The sequence below is a fragment of the Duganella sp. AC917 genome (assembly GCF_979258245.1).
The window spans coordinates 3,230,300-3,248,464 of the sequence record NZ_OZ409848.1 but is presented as its reverse complement, the minus strand read 5'-3'; the positions used below and the strand labels follow the sequence as shown (position 1 = coordinate 3,248,464).

The 18,165-nt window shown below is 65.5% G+C and carries 13 protein-coding genes; 5 read left to right on the top strand and 8 right to left on the bottom strand.

The features are described from left to right. The first annotated feature begins 57 nt into the window (after positions 1-57). Positions 58-1,275, top strand: a complete 1,218-nt coding sequence (locus ACZ0BA_RS14060; RefSeq protein WP_463451870.1) for a CaiB/BaiF CoA transferase family protein — start codon at positions 58-60, stop codon at positions 1,273-1,275. A 50-nt stretch (positions 1,276-1,325) separates the two neighbouring features. Here the strand turns inward: ACZ0BA_RS14060 and ACZ0BA_RS14055 are convergent, their stop codons facing one another. Beyond that, entirely contained in the window at positions 1,326-3,482 is a 2,157-nt protein-coding gene (locus ACZ0BA_RS14055; protein ID WP_463451869.1) for a putative bifunctional diguanylate cyclase/phosphodiesterase, read from the bottom strand. Position 3,483: 1 nt separating this feature from the next. After that, positions 3,484-6,405, bottom strand: coding sequence for a response regulator (locus ACZ0BA_RS14050; RefSeq protein ID WP_463454754.1), 2,922 nt, complete (start codon positions 6,403-6,405; stop codon positions 3,484-3,486). Positions 6,406-6,591: 186 nt separating this feature from the next. Here ACZ0BA_RS14050 and ACZ0BA_RS14045 point away from each other — a divergent pair, with 186 nt between their 5' ends. Then, positions 6,592-7,806 carry a glycosyltransferase gene (locus ACZ0BA_RS14045; protein WP_463451868.1) on the top strand — a complete coding sequence of 405 codons (1,215 nt, stop codon included), beginning with the start codon at positions 6,592-6,594 and terminating at the stop codon, positions 7,804-7,806. A gap of 75 nt (positions 7,807-7,881) precedes the next feature. Here the strand turns inward: ACZ0BA_RS14045 and ACZ0BA_RS14040 are convergent, their stop codons facing one another. The 6 genes from ACZ0BA_RS14040 to ACZ0BA_RS14015 form a co-directional block, all read right to left on the bottom strand. Beyond that, positions 7,882-8,835, bottom strand: a complete 954-nt coding sequence (locus tag ACZ0BA_RS14040; protein WP_463451867.1) for a PEP-CTERM sorting domain-containing protein — start codon at positions 8,833-8,835, stop codon at positions 7,882-7,884. A 228-nt stretch (positions 8,836-9,063) separates the two neighbouring features. Next, complete coding sequence (locus ACZ0BA_RS14035; RefSeq protein WP_463451866.1) at positions 9,064-10,005, bottom strand: PEP-CTERM sorting domain-containing protein; 942 nt, start codon at positions 10,003-10,005, stop codon at positions 9,064-9,066. Positions 10,006-10,165: 160 nt separating this feature from the next. Continuing rightward, positions 10,166-10,855, bottom strand: coding sequence for an acyltransferase (locus ACZ0BA_RS14030; RefSeq protein WP_463451865.1), 690 nt, complete (start codon positions 10,853-10,855; stop codon positions 10,166-10,168). Next, complete coding sequence (locus ACZ0BA_RS14025) at positions 10,855-11,958, bottom strand: nitroreductase family protein (RefSeq protein ID WP_463451864.1); 1,104 nt, start codon at positions 11,956-11,958, stop codon at positions 10,855-10,857. Before ACZ0BA_RS14025 ends, ACZ0BA_RS14030 begins: the two co-directional genes overlap by 1 nt. 211 nt (positions 11,959-12,169) lie before the next feature. Continuing rightward, entirely contained in the window at positions 12,170-12,370 is a 201-nt protein-coding gene (locus ACZ0BA_RS14020; protein WP_209720512.1) for a YbdD/YjiX family protein, read from the bottom strand. Then, positions 12,370-14,454, bottom strand: a complete 2,085-nt coding sequence (locus tag ACZ0BA_RS14015; protein WP_463451863.1) for a carbon starvation CstA family protein — start codon at positions 14,452-14,454, stop codon at positions 12,370-12,372. Before ACZ0BA_RS14015 ends, ACZ0BA_RS14020 begins: the two co-directional genes overlap by 1 nt. A gap of 220 nt (positions 14,455-14,674) precedes the next feature. Between ACZ0BA_RS14015 and ACZ0BA_RS14010 the strand changes: the two genes are divergently transcribed. The 3 genes from ACZ0BA_RS14010 (at position 14,675) to ACZ0BA_RS14000 (ending at position 18,163) form a co-directional block, all read left to right on the top strand. Further along, positions 14,675-16,036, top strand: coding sequence for a cache domain-containing protein (locus ACZ0BA_RS14010; RefSeq protein ID WP_463451862.1), 1,362 nt, complete (start codon positions 14,675-14,677; stop codon positions 16,034-16,036). Positions 16,037-16,103: 67 nt separating this feature from the next. Then, positions 16,104-16,721, top strand: a complete 618-nt coding sequence (locus ACZ0BA_RS14005) for a response regulator (RefSeq protein WP_463451861.1) — start codon at positions 16,104-16,106, stop codon at positions 16,719-16,721. 275 nt (positions 16,722-16,996) lie between these two features. After that, positions 16,997-18,163 (top strand): EAL and HDOD domain-containing protein, encoded by a 1,167-nt coding sequence (locus ACZ0BA_RS14000; protein ID WP_463451860.1) that lies wholly within the window; start codon positions 16,997-16,999, stop codon positions 18,161-18,163. Positions 18,164-18,165: the final 2 nt, after the last annotated feature.

The following is an 18,165-nucleotide window of genomic DNA, read 5'->3' as shown; positions in this document are numbered from 1 at the left end:
AGCCCTGTAGGGCGGGAGTCTTCCGCTGCAGGGGAACACCGCACGCAGGCAGGCGGCATGCCGCCTGAAACCGCTGCTTTGCCCCTGGCCGGCATCAAGGTGCTGGAGTTGGGCACGCTCATCGCCGGGCCTTTCTGCGCGCGCATGCTGGCCGAGTTCGGCGCCGAGGTGATCAAGATCGAATCGCCCGAGGGTGGCGACCCGATCCGTAAATGGCGGGTGCTGAAGGATGGCACGTCGCTGTGGTGGTCGGTACAGTCGCGCAACAAGAAATCGCTGACGCTCAATATGAAGAGCGAGCGTGGCCGCGCCATCGTCCGTCAACTGGCGCTGGAAGCCGACATCATCGTCGAAAACTACCGTCCCGGCGTGCTGGAAAAATGGGGCATCGGCTACGAGCAATTGAAGGCGCTCAATCCCGCCACCATCATGGTGCGGCTGTCCGGCTTCGGCCAGACCGGGCCGATGAAGGACTTGCCGGGCTTCGGCGCGATCGGCGAATCGATGGGCGGCTTGCGCTATGTGTCCGGTCACGCGGACCGGCCGCCGGTGCGCGTCGGCGTGTCGATCGGCGACTCGGTCGCCGCGCTGCACGGCGTGATCGGCGCGATGATGGCGCTGCGGCATCGCGACACCACCGGCGGCAGGCTCGAAGGCGAGGGCCAGATGGTCGATGTGGCGCTGTACGAGTCCGTCTTCAACCTGATGGAGTCGCTGGTGCCAGAGTTCGATCACGCCGGCGTGGTGCGCGAGCGTACCGGTGGCGCGCTGCCGGGGATCGTGCCGTCCAATACCTATACCACCAGCGATGGCGAGAACATTGTTATCGCCGGCAATGGCGACGCGATCTTCAAGCGGCTGATGCTGGCCATGGGCCGCTTCGATCTGGCCGGGGACGCGCAGCTGGAACGCAACGATGGCCGCGTGCAGCGCACGCAGGAAATCGATGACGCCATCCAGGCGTGGTGCGATACGCAGGATATCGACAGCGCGCTGACGGTGTTGAAGGCTGCGGATGTGCCGGCCGGTAAAATTTATTCGGTGCGCGATATGATGACCGATCCGCAGTTTTTGGCGCGCGAGATGTTCGAGCAGCACCAGTTTGCCGATGGCACGCCGGTCAAGCTGCCGGCGATTTCGCCCAAGCTGTCGGCCACGCCCGGGCGTACGCAGTGGATAGGGCCGGCGTTGGGACAGCATAACGGTGAGGTGTTGCGGTCGCTGGGATACAGCGACGACGAGATCGCCGCCATGAAGCGCGACGGCGTTCTCTGAGCCGTTGGGGCGGCACGTAGGGCCTCCTAGGTAATGCATGCCCGGGGGCGTTACAACGGCGCCGCCAGCGCCCACTGGTTGCTGAGCATGATGCTGATCGATTCCGGCGGCGACGGGTGGCCCAGGTAGTAACCCTGCACCATGTCGCAACCATATTCCTCCAGCAGCACCAACTGCGCGTCGGTTTCCACGCCCTCGGCCACCACCGCCATCTTGAGCCCGTGCGCCATGGCGATGATCGCGCGCGTGATGGCCGCGTTCTCGGAATCCTGCGGCAACCCGCTGATAAAACTCTTGTCGATCTTGAGCGCCCGCACGTCGAAGCGCTTGAGATAATTCATCGACGAGTACCCGGTGCCGAAATCGTCGATCGACAGGTACACGCCGATGGCACGCAACTGTTCCAGCGTGACCATGGTCGCGCGGGCGTCGTCCATCAGCGTGCCTTCGGTCAGCTCGAGTTCCAGCAAGTCGGCAGCCAGCCCGGTATCGTCCAGCGCCGACATGACGATCTGCGTCAGATTCTCATCCTTGAACTGCTTTGCCGACAGGTTGACCGCCACCCGCAACGGCCGCTTGCCGACCGTTTGCCACGCCATCGCTTGCTTGCAGGCCGTACGCAGCACCCATTCGCCGATCGGGACGATCAGGCCGGTCTCCTCGGCCAGCGGGATGAATTCGGTGGGCGAGATCACGCCGCGCTCCGGGTGGCGCCAGCGCACCAGCGCCTCGACGCCGACGATCTGCGCGCTGGCAACGTCGATCTGCGGCTGATACAGCAGATACAGCTCGTCGTTCTGCAAGGCCTTGCGCAGGCCGACCTCGAGTTTGACGTGGCTCATGATTTGCATCGTCAGCGATGAGCTGTACAGCTTGGCGTTGTTCTTGCCGCAGTTCTTGGCGTGGTACATCGCCGTGTCGGCGTATTTGAGCAGCGAGTTGCAATCCTCGCCGTCCTCGGGATACAAGGAAATGCCGATGCTGGCCGTGACGAAGATTTCGTGGGCGTCGATCAGGAACGGCCGCCGCATCGCTTCCTTGACCCGGTGCGCGACGTTGAGCGCGTTTTCCACCCGTTCCAGATCGGGAATCAGGATGGTGAACTCGTCGCCGCCGAGCCGCGCCAGATTGTTGCCGCCGACCTCGGTGCGCGAGACCAAGTCGCTGGGCCGCGTGGTTTCGCGCAGCCGTTCGGACACGGCCATCAGCAAATGGTCGCCGACGTCGTGGCCTAGCGTGTCGTTGATGCGCTTGAAGGCGTCCAGGTCCATGAACAGCACGGCGAATTTCTTGTTGCCCTTGCGCGAGCGGGTCAGCTCGGCTTCGAGCGTCTCCAGGAAGGCTTGGCGGTTCGGGATGCCGGTCAGGCTGTCGCAATAGGCCAGCCGGCGGATCTGTTCCTCGGTGCGCTTGCGTTCGCTGATGTCGCGCACCAGGCCGAGCACCTCGTCGGGACCGGTGGCCACCAGGCGCGCCTCGAAATGGCGCACCGGCGCGGGCACCGCGTGCTCGCCGTGGCGCACGCGCTGCACGGGGCCGGGGCCGGGAATCGGCAGTTCGTAGTCGAGCGAGCGGATATGCTGGGTGTCGAGCACCGTGCGCACCTCTTCGAGCATGTGCTGCGCGATGTCCTCCGGCAGCACCTGGTTCAGGTGGCGGCCGACGCAATTGTCGCTCGAGAACACGCTGCTTGCTTCATGGCCTTGCTCGTAGTCCAGATAGAAGCCGTCCTTGTTCATGCGGAAGAAGGTGTCCGGGATCGCCGCCAGCACGGCGCGGTGGTGGGCGTCGGCAATGCGCAGGCGGGTGATGGCGTCGCTGGCGCGCAGCACGTACAGCACGCGGTGGCCGAGGATGGGCCAGTTGATCGGCTTGGAGACGAAATCGGTGGCGCCGGCCTCGTAGGCCTTGGTGACCGATTCGAGCTCGTCGCCGCCGGTGACCATGATGATGGGCACCACCGAATGCGTTTCCAGACGGCGGATTTCGCGGCACACGGAAAAGCCGTCCATGCCGGGCATCTCGACGTCGAGCAGCACCAGGTCCGGCGCCGTGCTCTGGTAGCTGGCCAGCGCCTGCACGCCGTCCTCGGCTTCGATGGCGTCGAGGCCGACCTGGGCCAGCATTTCCAGCATCAGCAGACGCATGACCGGATCGTCGTCGGCAACCAGCACCAGACCGCGCTTGGGGGAGAAGGGCGTTGCCATGTCAGATTTCCTTTTCCAGGATAGCTCCCAATGCCTGCCGCACGGCCTGGAAAGATCGTTCCATATCGTCGAGCAGGGCGGCTGCGCCTGCGGTGGTATCGTTGCGGCCCAGCTGTTCCATTTCCTTGCAGCGCTGGGCCAGCGCGTCGGCGCCCACGTTGGCGCTGCTGGATTTGAGGCTGTGGGCGGCCTTGCGCATTTGCACCGTGCTGCGGCTGTCGATGGCCGATTTAATGGTGCGCAAATGGGTCGGGGTGTCGTCCAGGTAGGCCTGCAAGACGCGCTCGAGCAACGCGTTGCCATTGCTGGCGCTGAGCGCGCGGATGTTTTCCAGCGCCTGCCGGTTGATCAGCGATTCCTGCAGCGGCGCCAGGGCTGCCGCCACCACCGGCGCGATGGCGGTTTCCGGGGCGTCCTGCGGCGCCGGCGCCATGCGTGGCAGCGTGATCCAGCGACCGATGGTCTGACCCAGCGCTTGCTGCGTGAACGGCTTGCTCAGGTAATCGTCCATGCCGGCGGCCAGACAGGATTCGCGGTCGCCCTGCAGCGCGTTGGCGGTGATGGCGATGATCGGCAGGCTGCGCGAACGCCCGCGCAGTTGCTCGTGGCGGCGGATCTCGGTGGTGGCGGCGAAGCCGTCCATCACCGGCATTTGGCAGTCCATCAGGATCAGGTCGAAATCGCCGGCCTGCACCGAGCGCAACGCTTCCTGGCCGTTGCAGGCGCGGCTGACGTCCAGTCCCAGCCCCTCCAGCATCGCGCTGGCCACTTCGACGTTGACCGGATTGTCCTCGGCCAGCAATACCTTGCGGCCCTTGCGCGCGCGCTGCGCCGGCAACGCCGTGCTGGAGCTGAAGGTCGACAGCGGCGGGGCCGCCGGCGAGGCCGCGCCCGTGGGCGGCAGGCGGTTCGGCCGCTCGTCGCCGTGGGGCGGCGACGGCAGGGTGGCGGGGGCCGGCGGCGGCGCCGTGCGCGCCGGTTCGGCGCGCCGCGCCTGCGTCTGGCTGACGACGCAGTCGTACAGGTCGCACTCGCGCGGTGGCTTGATCAGTTGAAAGGCGACCCCGGCCTCGCGCTGCTGGACCCGGTCGGCGGCGTTGCGCTCGGTGCTCAGCAACAACAGCCGCGCGCCGGCGAGGCCGGCGTCGGCGTGGATCGCCGCAGCCAGGGCCAGGCCGCTGGTGCGCGGCAGCTCCATGTCGAGCAGCACGACGTCGAAAGGCTGGGCGGCCGACGCGGCGTGCCGCAGCTGTTGCAGCGCCTGGGTGGCCGAGGCGCTCGTGCTGAGCACGCGCCAGGCCGTCAGCCGGCGTTCCAGTTCGGCGCGGCTGGTGGGGTTTTCGTCGACAATCAAAGCGCGTATTCCCAGATTGGTGTTGGAGGGATCGTCAAAATCGACGCGAGGTTTATCGAAATTTACGGCAAACCAAAAGATCGACCCTTGAGTTAACGCATGGTCGACGCCTATCGTGCCTCCCATGAGCTCCACCAGTTGTTTTGAGATCGCCAGTCCGAGCCCGGTGCCGCCGTGTTTGCGCGTGGTCGAGCCGTCCGCTTGCGAGAAGGAATCGAAAATGCGCGAGCGCGCCTCGTTCGAGACGCCGATGCCGGTGTCGTGCACCTCGAAGCGCAGCCCGACCGTTTGCGTATCCTCCTGCACCACGGCGACCTTGACCGTGATCTTGCCGCTCTCGGTGAATTTGACGGCATTGCCCAGCAGATTGAAGATCACCTGGCGCAAGCGGTTCGGGTCGCCATGGATGGCCACCGGGATGTCGTTGGCGATGGCCAGCTCCAGCCGGATGCCCTTGGCCTGCGCCTGCGGCGAAAAGACGTTGTCTATGTCGTCGAGCAAATCGCGGAAGTTGAAGTGGATATATTCCACCGTCAGCTTGCCGGCCTCGATCTTCGAGAAGTCCAGGATGTCGTTGATGATCACCAGCAAATGCTCGCCGGAACGCTTGACCATGCTGGTGTAATGGCGTTGCTGTTCGCTCAGGCGCGTCGCCAGCAGCAACTCGGTCATCCCCAGCACGCCGTTCATCGGCGTGCGGATTTCATGGCTCATCGTGGCCAGGAAGGCGCTCTTGGCCTGGCTGGCCGCCTCGGCCGCATTCTTGGCCTTTTCCAGCTGCTCGGTGCGCACGCCGACCTGGCGCTCGAGCTGGTCGCGGTACTGCGCCAGCGCGCCGTCGCGTGCCTCGACCTGGGCCAGCATGTCGTTGAAGCTGTCGATCAACGCGCCGAGCTCGTCGCTGCGCTGGTGGCTGATGCGCTCGGTGGGCTGGCCGCGGCTGACCTGCTGCGCCGCCGCGATCAGCTTGCCCACGGGCTCGGCCACGGTGCCCTTGAAGCGCGCTGCCATCAGCAACGCCGTCATGAACGCCAGCACGGCCGCCACCGCCGACGCGCCCAGATTCTTCAAGATGTCGATCCACATGCGCGCCTGCGAGCGCTCGATGAGCACGGTGCCGGCCAGCGCGTCGCGCCCGCGCAGGTCGCGCTGCAGGCGCATGGCCGGCGCCCAGGGCGGGCCCGTGCGTTCGCTGCGCACCTCCGGCCCGGCCGGCGGGATGTCGAGCAGCGGCGGGGCCTGCTGGTCGGCCGGCAGATCGTCCGACGTGTAGCGCGCCAGCACCTTGCCGTCGCCGTCGTACAGCGCCGCCTGCAGGATGTCGTCCTCTTCGCCCAGGGTCGCCAACGTCTGCTCAGCTTGCTTGCGGTCGCCGCGCGATAGCGCGATCATGCTGTTGTTGCCGATTACGCCGGCCAGCGACGACAGTTGCTTGCGCTCATCGTCGGTGTGGCTGAGCACGGCGGTGACGGCAAAGGCGATGAATACCAGCATCAGGGCGCTGCCCGTCGACAGCACGGAAATGATGGTCAGTTTCTGGCTCAGGCCGGAACGTTCGAAATTGAACATCGCGTAGCGGTTCCCAACAATACAGTGGGCGCCGAAAGCGTCGACGCGGGCGGTGCGCGGCACGCGATTCTTGAGTGCCATTAGGAAAAATATAGGTTTGTGGCAAAGGCGATGTTGATCTAGGTCTAAAGCCGCACGTTTGCGCATTCTCAAAGCCTTTCCGATACCACACTTCAAGCTGGCGATATGGAACGTAAAAAGATCTTGTTTGTGTCCGAGGCGGTGACGTTGGCGCACGTGGGACGACCGCTGGCGCTGGCCGGCACGCTCAATCCCCGGCGCTACGAGGTCCACATCGCCTGCGCGCCCGGCTATGAAATGTTTTTTAAGGGCAGCAACGTGCGCAGCTGGAGCATCACCAGCATTTCCAGCGCGCGCTTCCTGGCCGCGCTGGCGGCGGGCAAGCCGGTGTACGACACGGCGACCTTGCACCGCTATGTCGAAGACGACCTGCGCGTGCTCAAGCAAGTGCGGCCGGACGTGGTGATCGGCGACTTCCGCCTGTCGCTGTCGGTCAGCGCGCGCCTGGCCGGGGTGCCTTACGTGAGTTTGATCAACGCCTATTGGAGTCCCCACGTGCGCCAGCATTACAGCGTGCCGGCGATCGGCCTGTCGCGGGTGCTGCCGATCGCTCTCGCCGACCGCCTGTTCAAGCTGGCGCGCCCGCTGGCGTTCGCCTTGCACAGCGTGCCGCTCAACCAGGTGCGCCGCACCTACGGCCTGGCGCCGCTGGGCCACGATTTGCGCCGGGTCTACACCGACGCCGACCACGTGCTGTACGCCGACATCCCCGAGATGTTTCCGCCGTTGAACTTGCCCTCCACCCATTGTTATCTGGGGCCGGTCACATGGTCGCCGCCGACCGCGCTGCCTGACTGGTGGGACGCGTTGCCGGCCGGCAGGCCGATCGTGTATGTGACCTTGGGCAGTTCCGGGCAGGGCGCGTTGCTGCCGCGCGTGTTGCAGGCGCTGGCGCCGTTGCCGGTCAGCGTGATCGCCGCGACCGCCGGCAACGTGGCCATGGAGGCGCTGGGGGCGGCGCCGCCCAATGCGCACGTGGCCGCCTATCTGCCGGGCATCGAGGCGGCGCGGCGCTCCAGCCTGGTCATCTGCAACGGCGGCAGTCCTACCAGCCAGCAGGCGTTGAGCGCCTGCGTACCGGTGTTGGGCATTGCCGGCAACCTCGACCAGTACCTCAACATGCACGGCGTGGTGGCCAGCGGCGCCGGCGCCTTGCTGCGCTCGGACCGTTTGGACCAGGACGCCTTGCGCCGCACCGCCGTCGACTTGCTCGAACAACCGGGCCCGAAGGCCTGCGCGCGCAAGGTGGCCGAGCAGTTCGTCCGCTACGACGCCGGCGTGCGGTTGTCGGGTCTGCTGCTCAAGCTGTTGCCGCTGTGACCGTAAAAAACGCGGACGAAAAAAAACGGACCGAGGTACGCCGCCAGGGTCCGCCAAGATTACACAGCCGCCGTGTCAGGATTTGCCCTCGGTGCTGACTTTCCGGCGGCTGCCCATTGCCAGGCCCGCGAAGCCCAGGCCCATGATGGCCAGGGTGCCCGGTTCCGGCACCGCCACCGCGCCGAAGCTTTGCGACGAGTCCACCTTCAGGAACGGCACCGTGGTCGGCGTGGTGCCGTCCCACATCATCGTCGGGCGGAAGAACGACGGCACGTTGGTGGTGCCGGTGACCATGTCCTGGAAGATCGAGCCGGTGACGATGTCGAGGTAGGCCGGATCGACGTAATCGATCATGAAGCGCGAATCGAACGAGCCGGTGCCGACCGTGCCGCTGGCGGTGAAGCTGGCGTCGTTGAACACCAGGTGGCCCGACAGGATGATGATGCCGTCGCCGTCGGTGTCGCCCGGCGAGGTGCCGCAGCCGGTCGAGGTCGAACCGGTGCCGTAGCAGCGCACGGTGGCGCCGCCGTTGCCGGGCACCGCGCGGCTGCTGCCGGGGCCGGCGGTGATGCGGTCGAAGTAGATGGCGATGTTTTGCACGCCGGCGCGCAGCGGATCGACGTCCATCGCCACCGACTGCGATGGCGGCATCGCGAAGTGGGCGGTGGTCGGCGTCTGGCTGTCGACCAGCTCCTGGAAGCGCACCACCTTGCTGATTTCAAATGTCGTGTTCAGGCCGCCAGGGGTGACGATGGCGGGCGTATTGCTGTTCGACATGGTGCCGATGACCATCTGCGAGCGCAGCTCGGTCAGGTAGGGCGCGCTGCCGCCGGGGCCGACCGTGATGCCGGGGATGAAGCCGGTGGCCAGCCCGGTGTCGGTGACGTTGGTCCACAGGTCGGCGTAGGTGCTGTAGGCGCCACTGCCGGTGACATCGAGGCCCACAGTGGGGCCGGCGCTGGCGGTGAGCGGGGCGGCCAGCGCGGTGGCGATGGCGGCGGCGGCCAGTGCGGGTTTGATGAGGTTCATGTGTGTGCTCCCTGGAGTTGACGGAGCCCGGAAATCGGGATCGTACCGGCTATACAGCAAAACCCTTGCCAAGCAAGGTGAACCGTAAGGAATCAAGCACTTGCGCCACGCCGCTACTTCACCCTTGCAACTAATGTAAAAAAATCCGTCAAGAAAAAAACGGACCGCGGGCATGGCACCGGGTCCGTTGAAAACCGCGGAAAAGGATGCCGTCGTTGCGACGGCAAATCAGCAGGCGGGGGTGGTTTTGCGGCGTTTGCTCAGCGCCAGCCCGGCCAGGCCCAGCCCGATGATGGCCACGGTGCCGGGCTCCGGCACGGCGGCGAACGATTGCGACGAGTCCACCTTCAGGAACGGCACGGTGGTTGGCGTGGTGCCGTCCCACATCGAGGTCGGTGTAAAGAATGACGGCACATTGGTGGTGCCGGTGAAGCGGTCCATGAACACCGAGCCGGTGACGATGTCCAGGTAGGCGGGATCGACATAGTCGATGATGAAGCGGGTGTCGAACGAACCGGTGCCGACGGCGCCGCTGGCGGTGAAGCTGGCGGTGTTGAAGATCAGATGGCCCGACAGCACCATGACGCCGTCGCCGTCCGCGTCGGCGCCGCCGCCGCAACCGTTGGCGCCGCCGCCGGTCACGCCGGTGCCGTAGCAGCGCACGGTATCGACGCCGTTGCCGGGCACGGCCTGGCTGGGGCCGCCCGGTGTGATGCGGTCGAGGAACACCGCGAAGTTCTGCACGCCGGCGCGGGTGGGGTCGATGTCCATCGCCGCCGACTGGCTGGGCGCCAGCCCGAAGGTCGCGGTGGTGGCGTTTTGCGACGTGACCAGTTCCTCGAAGCGCACCACCTTGGTCAGCTCGAAGCTGGTGTTCAGGCCGGCCGGCGTGACAACCGCGCCGACGTTGCTGTTGCTCATGGTGCCGATGACGGTCTGCGTGTGCAGCGTGGTCAGGTACGGCGCGATGCCGCCCGGACCGCCGACGGTGGCGCCGGGCACGAAGCCGGTGACCACGGCGGTGTCGGTGATGTTGGTCCACAGGTCGGCATACGTGGTATAGGTGCCGGTGCCGGTGGGATCGAGGCCGACGACCGGTGCGGACAACGCGGCGAATGGCGTGGCCAGCGCGGCGGCCAGGATGGCGGCGGCAGGTTTGTAATAGTTCATAGCTGTTCCCCAAGAAATAGAAGACCCTGGAAATCAAGGTCGCGCCATCACTTGAGCAAAAGCCCTGCCAGCGGTAGCGAAGCCTGTGTATTCAAGGGCTTGCGTCGCGATGTGTGTTGCAGGTCGAAAAGTGCGTAAAAAATTCCGGCACTTGCTTGCTCTAGCTCAGCTCGCTTGCTTTTACTGTCGAGGTCGCTTTGATTTTGCGCGCCGGAATCCCGCCCCAGATCTCGCCGGCGCCGATGCGGGTGTCCTTGATGACCACCGCGCCGGCCGAGACGATGGCGTTGTCGCCGATGTGCACGCCCGCCATCACCACCGCCTTGGCGCCGATGGTGACGGTGTCGCCGATGACGACCGCTTTGAGCTCGAGCCGGCTGCCTTCGATCACATGCGCGAAGATTGCCGCGTCGTGGCCGATGATGGTGTTGCTGCCGATGCGCGTAAGCGGCGGGTCGAGCAGGGCGCCGGCGCTGTAGGTGTTGGCGCCGAGCCTGGCGCCGAGCGCCAGGTAGATCAGCCGCACGATCGGCACCGGGATGAAGTGCGTGCGGATCAGCGAATTGAACAGCAGCAGGTAGAACAGGATATTGACGTTGGCGGCCAGTTCGTCGCGCGAGTGTTCCAGCACCTCGCCCTCGCGCAGCGGCATGAAGAACAGGAAACAGCGATAGACGGCAAAGGCCGCCAGATAGGTCAGCAGCACGGCCGCCAGCAGCAGCGCCACGCCGCGAAAATCGCCCAGCGGCAGGTCGCACAGCAGCAGCGCGGTGGCGCCGATGCCCAGCGCCAGTATCACCGTCAGCAAGCCCAGGAAGACGGCGATCTGCAACGGCTTGATGGCGCGCATCAGCGGCTCCCCGCCATCGGTCCGACCAGCAGTTGCCGCAGCGGCTTGCGAACCGAGCGCGCCGTCGCTGCCTCGCCGGCGCCGATGCGGCCCATGAACACGGCCGTCTCCCAAGCCTGCTTGCCCACCAGCAGCTCGCCCTGTTGCGCCAGACCGGCCGCGCGCTGCTGCATGCCCGGCGTGGCGGAAAACACGCGGCCCTCGCGTACGTAACGGGAAAAGATCAGCGGCGTCAGCTCCGGCTGCAATTGCAGGCCTTGCGCGGTGGCCGTCAGCCAGAAGCGCTGCATGGCCCGGCCCGCCGCGACGTAGTCGTCGATGCGCCGCGGGCGGCGCTGCGCGGTGAGCACGAAGTGGGCCGCGCAGGCCAGGCCGGGGATCAGGTCCATCTGCAGGCGCGGCGCCACCGTGCCGGCCAGCCAGGTGTTGAAGAACGCCACGCGGCGCCAGTCGCGCATGATCCAGCGCATCAACCTGGCCGTCATGGCGTCCACGCCCAGCGCCTGGTCGGGCATGCGGTCCTCGCTATAGCGGGCGTTCCATTCGATGACGGCCTGGTGCACCTGGTGCGCCTCCGGCATCGTCAGCCGCAGCTTGGCGTTGCGGTACATCAAACGCGCAGCCGCCAGGCGCCGGGGGCCTTCGAGCCAGGTCACGCCAAAGCCCGACGGCAGTGTGGCGGACAGCGCGGTCTTTTCGGCCGCCGTCAACGGGCGCCGGCTCAGCGGCCGGCGCTGCACGCTGCGCGACAGGATAACGTCCGCCAGCGGATCGGCTTCACGCGCGGGCGCCGGCACGAAGTCGACGATGAAGGTGGGGCGCGCCTCGGGGGCCTCCTGCCGCCGCGCCGCCTGCATCGCCAGCGCGAAGGTGCTGGCGGCGATGGCCATCGTTTCCAGCAGCGCGCCCAGCGAGATCTGGCTGGGGTGGCCGTCCAGGTCGTAGACGCAGTGGTCGCGCGTGTCGCGGCCGTGTACGATCAGGCGGCGGGTGTCGAGGATTTCGAAGCGCCACGGCTGGGTGTTGTCGCCGCTGGGCGCCCAGCGCGCCAGCTCGAGTATCTGTTCCAGCGTGGCGTCCAGATTCTGTTCCATTTTGCTCATTATTCGTCTCCGCGTCTCCGCGTCTCCGGGGCGGCGTCGCTTGGCCAGCATCATCGCCGGCATGGCAATCGACGTCGCACTGATAGCCGCGTCTGCCTACCGGCGGCTCAAGGAGTTTGGACAGATGAGTTAAATCAAAAGTTCCGCAAAAAGTTTGTGATAGGCGAAAAAAAAGCCGGTTCCTGGGAACCGGCCTTGGCCACTCAATCCATCAACAACAACCGCCGCGCTTGCCGGCGCCGCCGTAGCGCGCCTCCTGGCGCTCGCGGAAGAATTCCTCGTACGTCATCATCGGCTCATCGGGATGGGTGGCTTCCCGATGGCTGACATAGGTGTCGTAGTCCGGCAGGCCCATCATCAGGCGCATGCTTTGCCCGAGATAGCGGCCGGCCTTGGCGATGTCGCCCAACATCATTGCACCTTGGGCGCCAGCACCATCGGACTTTCCATGGCGGTGGGCTTGCTGCTGGCGCGCGCCAGCATCACGGTGCGGATGCCGAACACCAGCACGCTGAGCACGACGATGACAAAGAAACCGGCCAGCGACGCGTCGAGGTAATCGTTGAACACGATCTGGTGCATCTGCGCCACCGACTTGGCCGGCGCCAGCAGCTTGCCCTCGTCGAGCGCGGCCTGGTACTTCGACGCGTGCGCCAGGAAACCGATTTTCGGATTGGCGTCGAAGATTTTCTGCCAGCCGGCCGTCAACGTGCACAGCAGCAGCCAGATGGTCGGCACGATGGTGACCCAGGCGAACTTGCCGCGCTTCATCTTGAACAGCACGCAGGTGCCCAGCATCAGCGCGATCGCCGCCAGCATCTGGTTGGCGATGCCGAACAGCGGCCACAAGGTGTTAATGCCGCCCAGCGGATCGACCACGCCCTGGTACAGGAAGTAGCCCCAGGCCGCCACGCACAGCGCGGTCGCGGTCAGGTTGGCGAACACGTTCTCGGTCTTTTTCATCGACGGCACGAAGGCGCCCAGCAAATCCTGCAGCATGAAGCGGCCTGCGCGGGTGCCGGCGTCGACGGCGGTGAGGATGAACAGCGCCTCGAACAGAATCGCGAAGTGGTACCAGAAGGCCATCATGGCCTTGCCGCCGATGACGTTCGACAGGATGTGGGCCATGCCGACCGCCAGCGTGGGGGCGCCGCCGGCGCGCGAGATGATGCTGTGCTCGCCAACATCCTTGGCGGTTTGCGTCAGCATTTCCGGCGTGACGTAGAAGCCCCACTGCGAGATCGCCGCAGCGGCGGACTCGGCGGTGGTGCCGATCAGCGCGGCCGGGCTGTTCATGGCGAAGTAGATGCCCGGCTCGATGGTCGAGGCGGCCACCAGCGCCATGATGGCAACGAACGATTCCATCAGCATGGCGCCGTAGCCGATGAAGCGGGCGTGGCTTTCATTCTCGATCATCTTGGGCGTGGTGCCCGACGAGATCAGCGCGTGGAAGCCGGACACGGCGCCGCAGGCGATGGTGATGAACAGGAACGGGAACATCGAGCCCGACCAGACCGGGCCGCTGCCGTCGATGAATTGCGTGAACGCCGGCATTTTCAGGTAAGGCGCGACAAACAGGATGCCGACCGCCAGGCCGACGATGGTGCCGATCTTGAGGAAGGTCGACAGGTAGTCGCGCGGCGCCAGCAGCAGCCACACCGGCAACACCGAGGCGACGAAGCCGTAGCCGATCAGCATCCAGGTCAGCTCGGTGCCGGTGAAGTTGAACATCGGCGCCAGCGCCGGATTTTCCTGCACGTACTGGCCGCCGAAGATGGCCGCCATCAACAGCACAAAGCCGATGATCGACACCTCGCCGATGCGGCCGACACGGATGTAGCGCGAATACACGCCCATGAACAGCGCGATCGGAATCGTCATCATCACGGTGAAGCTGCCCCATGGCGAGCCGGTCAGGGCCTTGACCACGATCAGCGCCAGCACCGCCAGGATGATGACCATGATCATGAAGGTGCCCAGGAGCGCGATCATGCCGGGGATCTGTCCCAGTTCCGATTTGATCAGGTCGCCCAGCGAGCGGCCGTCGCGGCGCATCGAGATGAACAGCACGATGAAGTCCTGCACCGCGCCGGCGAACACCACGCCGGCCAGTATCCACAGCATGCCGGGCAGGTAGCCCATCTGCGCGGCCAGCACCGGGCCGACCAGCGGACCGGCGCCGGCGATGGCGGCGAAGTGGTGGCCGAACAACACGTATTTATTGGTCGGCACGTAGTCGAGGCCGTCGTTGAGCTTGGCGGCCGGCGTCATGCGCTTGTCGTCGAGCCCCAGCACCTTGTCGGCGATGTACAGGCTGTAGTAGCGGTAGGCGATCAGGTAGACGCACACGGCGGCGATGACGATCCAGATCGCGCTGACGGACTCGCCGCGCTTGAGCGCCACCACGCCCAGCGCGGCGGCGCCGCACAAGGCCAGCGCCGCCCAGCCGAGCTTGCTGGCCAGGGTCTGGGGTGTGGTTGTGGGTAATGATTTCATGCTTCCTCCAAGGTAATCCTGCACTTCGTCTGTGCCGCCCTGCTTGACCGGGTTGACCATTGTCAACTCGGCATCGTGGCAGCTTATACAGAGTATTCATGAAGCTGATAACGGGCGCAAGCGCAGCACTACGCAGGCGCGCTAGGTAGTACTACGTACGGCCGCGCGCGCGCGGAGGCGTAGAATCGCGCGGATCGGATTAACGGATGGGCGGTCTCTCATGAAGTTGCGGCAAAAAGTCATATTCCTGGCCATCACGCCGCTGATCCTGGCGCTGTGCGCGATCGCGCTGGCGGTGCGGCACCAGTCGGTGTTGCTGGCGCAGCAGCAGCGCGACACCATCCAGCAAGCGTATCTGAGCAGCAAGGAGGCCGAGCTCAAGCACTACGTCGCGCTGGCCTCGCATTCGATCTCGCACCTGTACAATTCCGGCCGCAACGACCCGGCGACGTTGGAGGAGGCCAAGCGCATCCTGTCGTCGCTGAGCTACGGCGACGACGGTTATTTCTTTTTGTACGATATGAGCGGCAACACCCTGATGCATCCACGCCAGCCGGAGCTGGTCGGCCGCAACCTGTTCGAACTGCGCGACGCGCTGGGCCGGCCGACCATCCAGAACCTGCTGCAGCGCGCCCGCGCCGGCGGCGGGCTGGAGCGCTACATGTGGATCAAGCCGTCGACCCGCAAGCCCGTGGCCAAGCTCGGCTACGTGGTGGCGATGCCGAACTGGGGCTGGATGATGGGCACCGGCATCTATCTCGACGACGTCGACCGCGCGCTGGCCAAGATCGACATCCAGCAATCGGGCAACATCCACAACACGATGCTGTGGATCGCCGCCATCGCCATCGCCGCCTCGGTGACGGTCGCCAGCAGCGGGCTCGCGCTGAACATCAGCGAATTCCGCGTCGCCGACGCCAAGCTTAAAGCGCTGGCGCAGCGGGTGGTCGAATCGCAGGAACAGGAGCGGGCGCGGCTCTCGCGCGACCTGCACGACGGCATCAGCCAGTGGCTGGTATCGATCAAGCTGCAGATCGAGGCGGGCATGATCCGCTTGTCGTCGGACAAGCCCGAGCAGCGGCAGGCCGCGCACGCGGTGTTCGAGCACGCGGCCGGGCAACTGAGCAACGTGATGGGCGAGGTGCGGCGCATCTCGCACAACCTGCGTCCGGCCATCCTCGACGACCTGGGCCTGGCGGCGGCATTGCACCACCTGGGGCAGGAGTACACGCTCAGCAGCGGCACGCCGGTGCGCTTCGAGGCCAGCGGCGTCACCGACGGCCTGGCCGATGTCGCCAACACGGTGCTGTTCCGCATCGCCCAGGAGGCGCTGACCAACATCGAGCGCCACGCCGGCGCCAGCGCCATCGAGATCGGCCTGACCGGTGACGGCAAGGGCGTGAACCTGCGCATCAGCGACGACGGCGTCGGCTTCGACGCCGAGGGCATCGCGCTGCATCCCAAGCACGGCATCGGCCTGCGCAATATGATGGAGCGGATCGACGCCATCGGCGGGCGCTTCGAGCTGGTGTCGTCGGCGGACGGCACGGTGCTGAGCGCCTACGCCGCCAACAATAGCTGAACAAAGCCGCCGCAACGGCTAATATGAATCAACCCTGCATTTTATTGAGTACCGGAAGAAGCAAGCGATGACCCCTACAATCAAAATCCTGCTGGTCGACGACCATCCCCTGGTGCGCGACGGCCTGCGCGCGCGGCTGGAAGCGATGCCGCAGTTCGAGGTGGTGGCCGAGGCCGGCGGCGCGGCCGAGGCGCTGGAGCAGGCCGCCCAGTGCGCGGTCGACCTGGTGCTGATGGATATCAATATGCGCGGCACCAACGGCATCGAGGCGACCGCCCAGTTCAAGCAGGCGTTCCCGCACATCGCCGTGCTGATCCTGTCGATGCACGACAAGCTGGAATACGTGTCGCAGGCGATCCAGGCCGGCGCGCGCGGTTACGTGCTCAAGGACGCGCCGGGCAAGGACATCGTCGTTGCCATCGAGACCGTCATGTCCGGCGGCATTTATTACAGCGCCGCGCTGGCGCGCCAGCTGGCGCAGCCGCAGAACCAGGACAACCAGCTGACCTCGCGCGAGCACGAAGTGTTGCGTCACATCGCCAACGGCGAATCGAACAAGCAGATCGCCCGCGCGCTCGACCTCAGCGTGCGCACCGTGGAAACGCACCGGCTCAACATCAAGCGCAAGCTCGGCATCGAAGGGCAGGCCGAATTGATCCGTTTTGCCGTCCAACACGCCCAATAACGTAACTTTCACCATGATTCTTTGTTTGCATGCAACAAAATCGAGCCGAAGCTCTAATACTGTTGAGCAATTTCTAATATTCCGTGTTTGTCCGGCAATATCTGATATATTCTAATTGCTTAGAAAATTGCAATTGTGTAAAAAGAAAAATGTTTTCGTGTGCAGTCAGTTGTTCCTATACTGGTCATATTGCAAATTACACTACTGCCCCATGGTATTGGTTTGCCCCGTCATAGTCGAACGATGCTGCTCGTACAACCCTCGATGAGAAATTGATGTCCGCGCCAGATACTAGCCCGTTTCCCCTGGTGGAATTCCAAGCGGTGTCCAACGCTCGCAACGAGTGGGTGGCGCTTGCTTTCGAATTATCCGCCGACGCGGGCGACGCCTTCCAGTCCACGCTGACGTTGTTCAGAACCCCCGACGTTTTCGCCGCGTTGGCGCCGCTCGACTGCATCGTGCCGGTGCCCGATCCGGCGACGCTGGAACTGTCGCAACTATCGAGCCTGCCGCCCGGACGCGTGATCCTGCGCGTGCCGGCCGAACCGTGCGCCGACGTGCCGGTGCAAAAGAAGCTCGCCACGATCGCCGAGGCCGGCTATCGCATCATGATCGAAGGCGTCACCGCCGGTTCGACCGCCACCTTGTGCGGCGCCACCTCGCTGATGGTGGACGCCTCGACCAGGCTGCCGCCTGTGATCGCGCTGATCGGCCAGCCCGGCCCTCACCTGGCCGCCGGCATGCACAGCGAGCTGCGCATCGCCGAATGCGCGCACGCCGGCTTCCACTGGTTCAGCGGCGACTACGCGCTGCATCCGTCGCAAGACAACGCCGGCGACGGCACCTCGCGCAAGCGGCTGCTGGCGCTGCTCGGCATGCTGGCGCGCGACGCCGACTCGCGCGAGCTCGAAGTGCTGCTCAAGCAAGACCCGGCGCTGTCCTACCACCTGTTAAAGCTGGTCAACTCGGCCGCCTTCGCGCTCAGTTCGCCGATCCACAGCTTCGGCCAGGCCATCAACGTGCTGGGGCGGCGCCAGCTGCAACGCTGGCTGCAGTTGCTGCTGTACGCGCGCCAGCAGGACGACGGCCTGGCCAACCCGCTGCTGCCGCTGGCGGCAGTGCGCGCGGCCCACATGGAAGCGCTCAGCAAATCGCTCGGCTGGGACCGCGACCAGCAGGACATGGCCTTCGTCGCCGGCGTGTTCTCGCTGCTGGATGTATTGCTGGGCATGTCGATGACGGAAATCGTCGCCGCGCTCAGCCTCGATCTGGATGTGGTCATGGCGTTGCTGGACCGTGGCGGCCCGCTGGGTGAATTGCTCAGCCTGGTCGAACACCACGACCGCGCCGGACTCGAGAAGGCGGGCGTCGACCCCGACACCTACTGGCAAGCGCAGCTGCAAGCCTACCACTGGGCCATCCAGGTTAGCAGGAATCTCTAAAA

Excerpts from the sequence above, each read along its gene's own strand:
- ACZ0BA_RS14050 (WP_463454754.1), bottom strand. The coding sequence starts at position 6,405 with ATGTTCAATTTCGAACGTTCCGGCCTGAGCCAGAAACTGACCATCATT.
- ACZ0BA_RS14035 (WP_463451866.1), bottom strand. The coding sequence starts at position 10,005 with ATGAACTATTACAAACCTGCCGCCGCCATCCTGGCCGCCGCGCTGGCC.
- ACZ0BA_RS14020 (WP_209720512.1), bottom strand. The coding sequence starts at position 12,370 with ATGTTGGGCGACATCGCCAAGGCCGGCCGCTATCTCGGGCAAAGCATG.
- ACZ0BA_RS14000 (WP_463451860.1), top strand. The coding sequence starts at position 16,997 with ATGTCCGCGCCAGATACTAGCCCGTTTCCCCTGGTGGAATTCCAAGCG.
- ACZ0BA_RS14025 (WP_463451864.1), bottom strand. The coding sequence starts at position 11,958 with ATGAGCAAAATGGAACAGAATCTGGACGCCACGCTGGAACAGATACTC.
- ACZ0BA_RS14005 (WP_463451861.1), top strand. The coding sequence starts at position 16,104 with ATGACCCCTACAATCAAAATCCTGCTGGTCGACGACCATCCCCTGGTG.
- ACZ0BA_RS14015 (WP_463451863.1), bottom strand. The coding sequence starts at position 14,454 with ATGAAATCATTACCCACAACCACACCCCAGACCCTGGCCAGCAAGCTC.
- ACZ0BA_RS14055 (WP_463451869.1), bottom strand. The coding sequence starts at position 3,482 with ATGGCAACGCCCTTCTCCCCCAAGCGCGGTCTGGTGCTGGTTGCCGAC.
- ACZ0BA_RS14060 (WP_463451870.1), top strand. The coding sequence starts at position 58 with ATGCCGCCTGAAACCGCTGCTTTGCCCCTGGCCGGCATCAAGGTGCTG.
- ACZ0BA_RS14045 (WP_463451868.1), top strand. The coding sequence starts at position 6,592 with ATGGAACGTAAAAAGATCTTGTTTGTGTCCGAGGCGGTGACGTTGGCG.
- ACZ0BA_RS14010 (WP_463451862.1), top strand. The coding sequence starts at position 14,675 with ATGAAGTTGCGGCAAAAAGTCATATTCCTGGCCATCACGCCGCTGATC.
- ACZ0BA_RS14040 (WP_463451867.1), bottom strand. The coding sequence starts at position 8,835 with ATGAACCTCATCAAACCCGCACTGGCCGCCGCCGCCATCGCCACCGCG.
- ACZ0BA_RS14030 (WP_463451865.1), bottom strand. The coding sequence starts at position 10,855 with ATGCGCGCCATCAAGCCGTTGCAGATCGCCGTCTTCCTGGGCTTGCTG.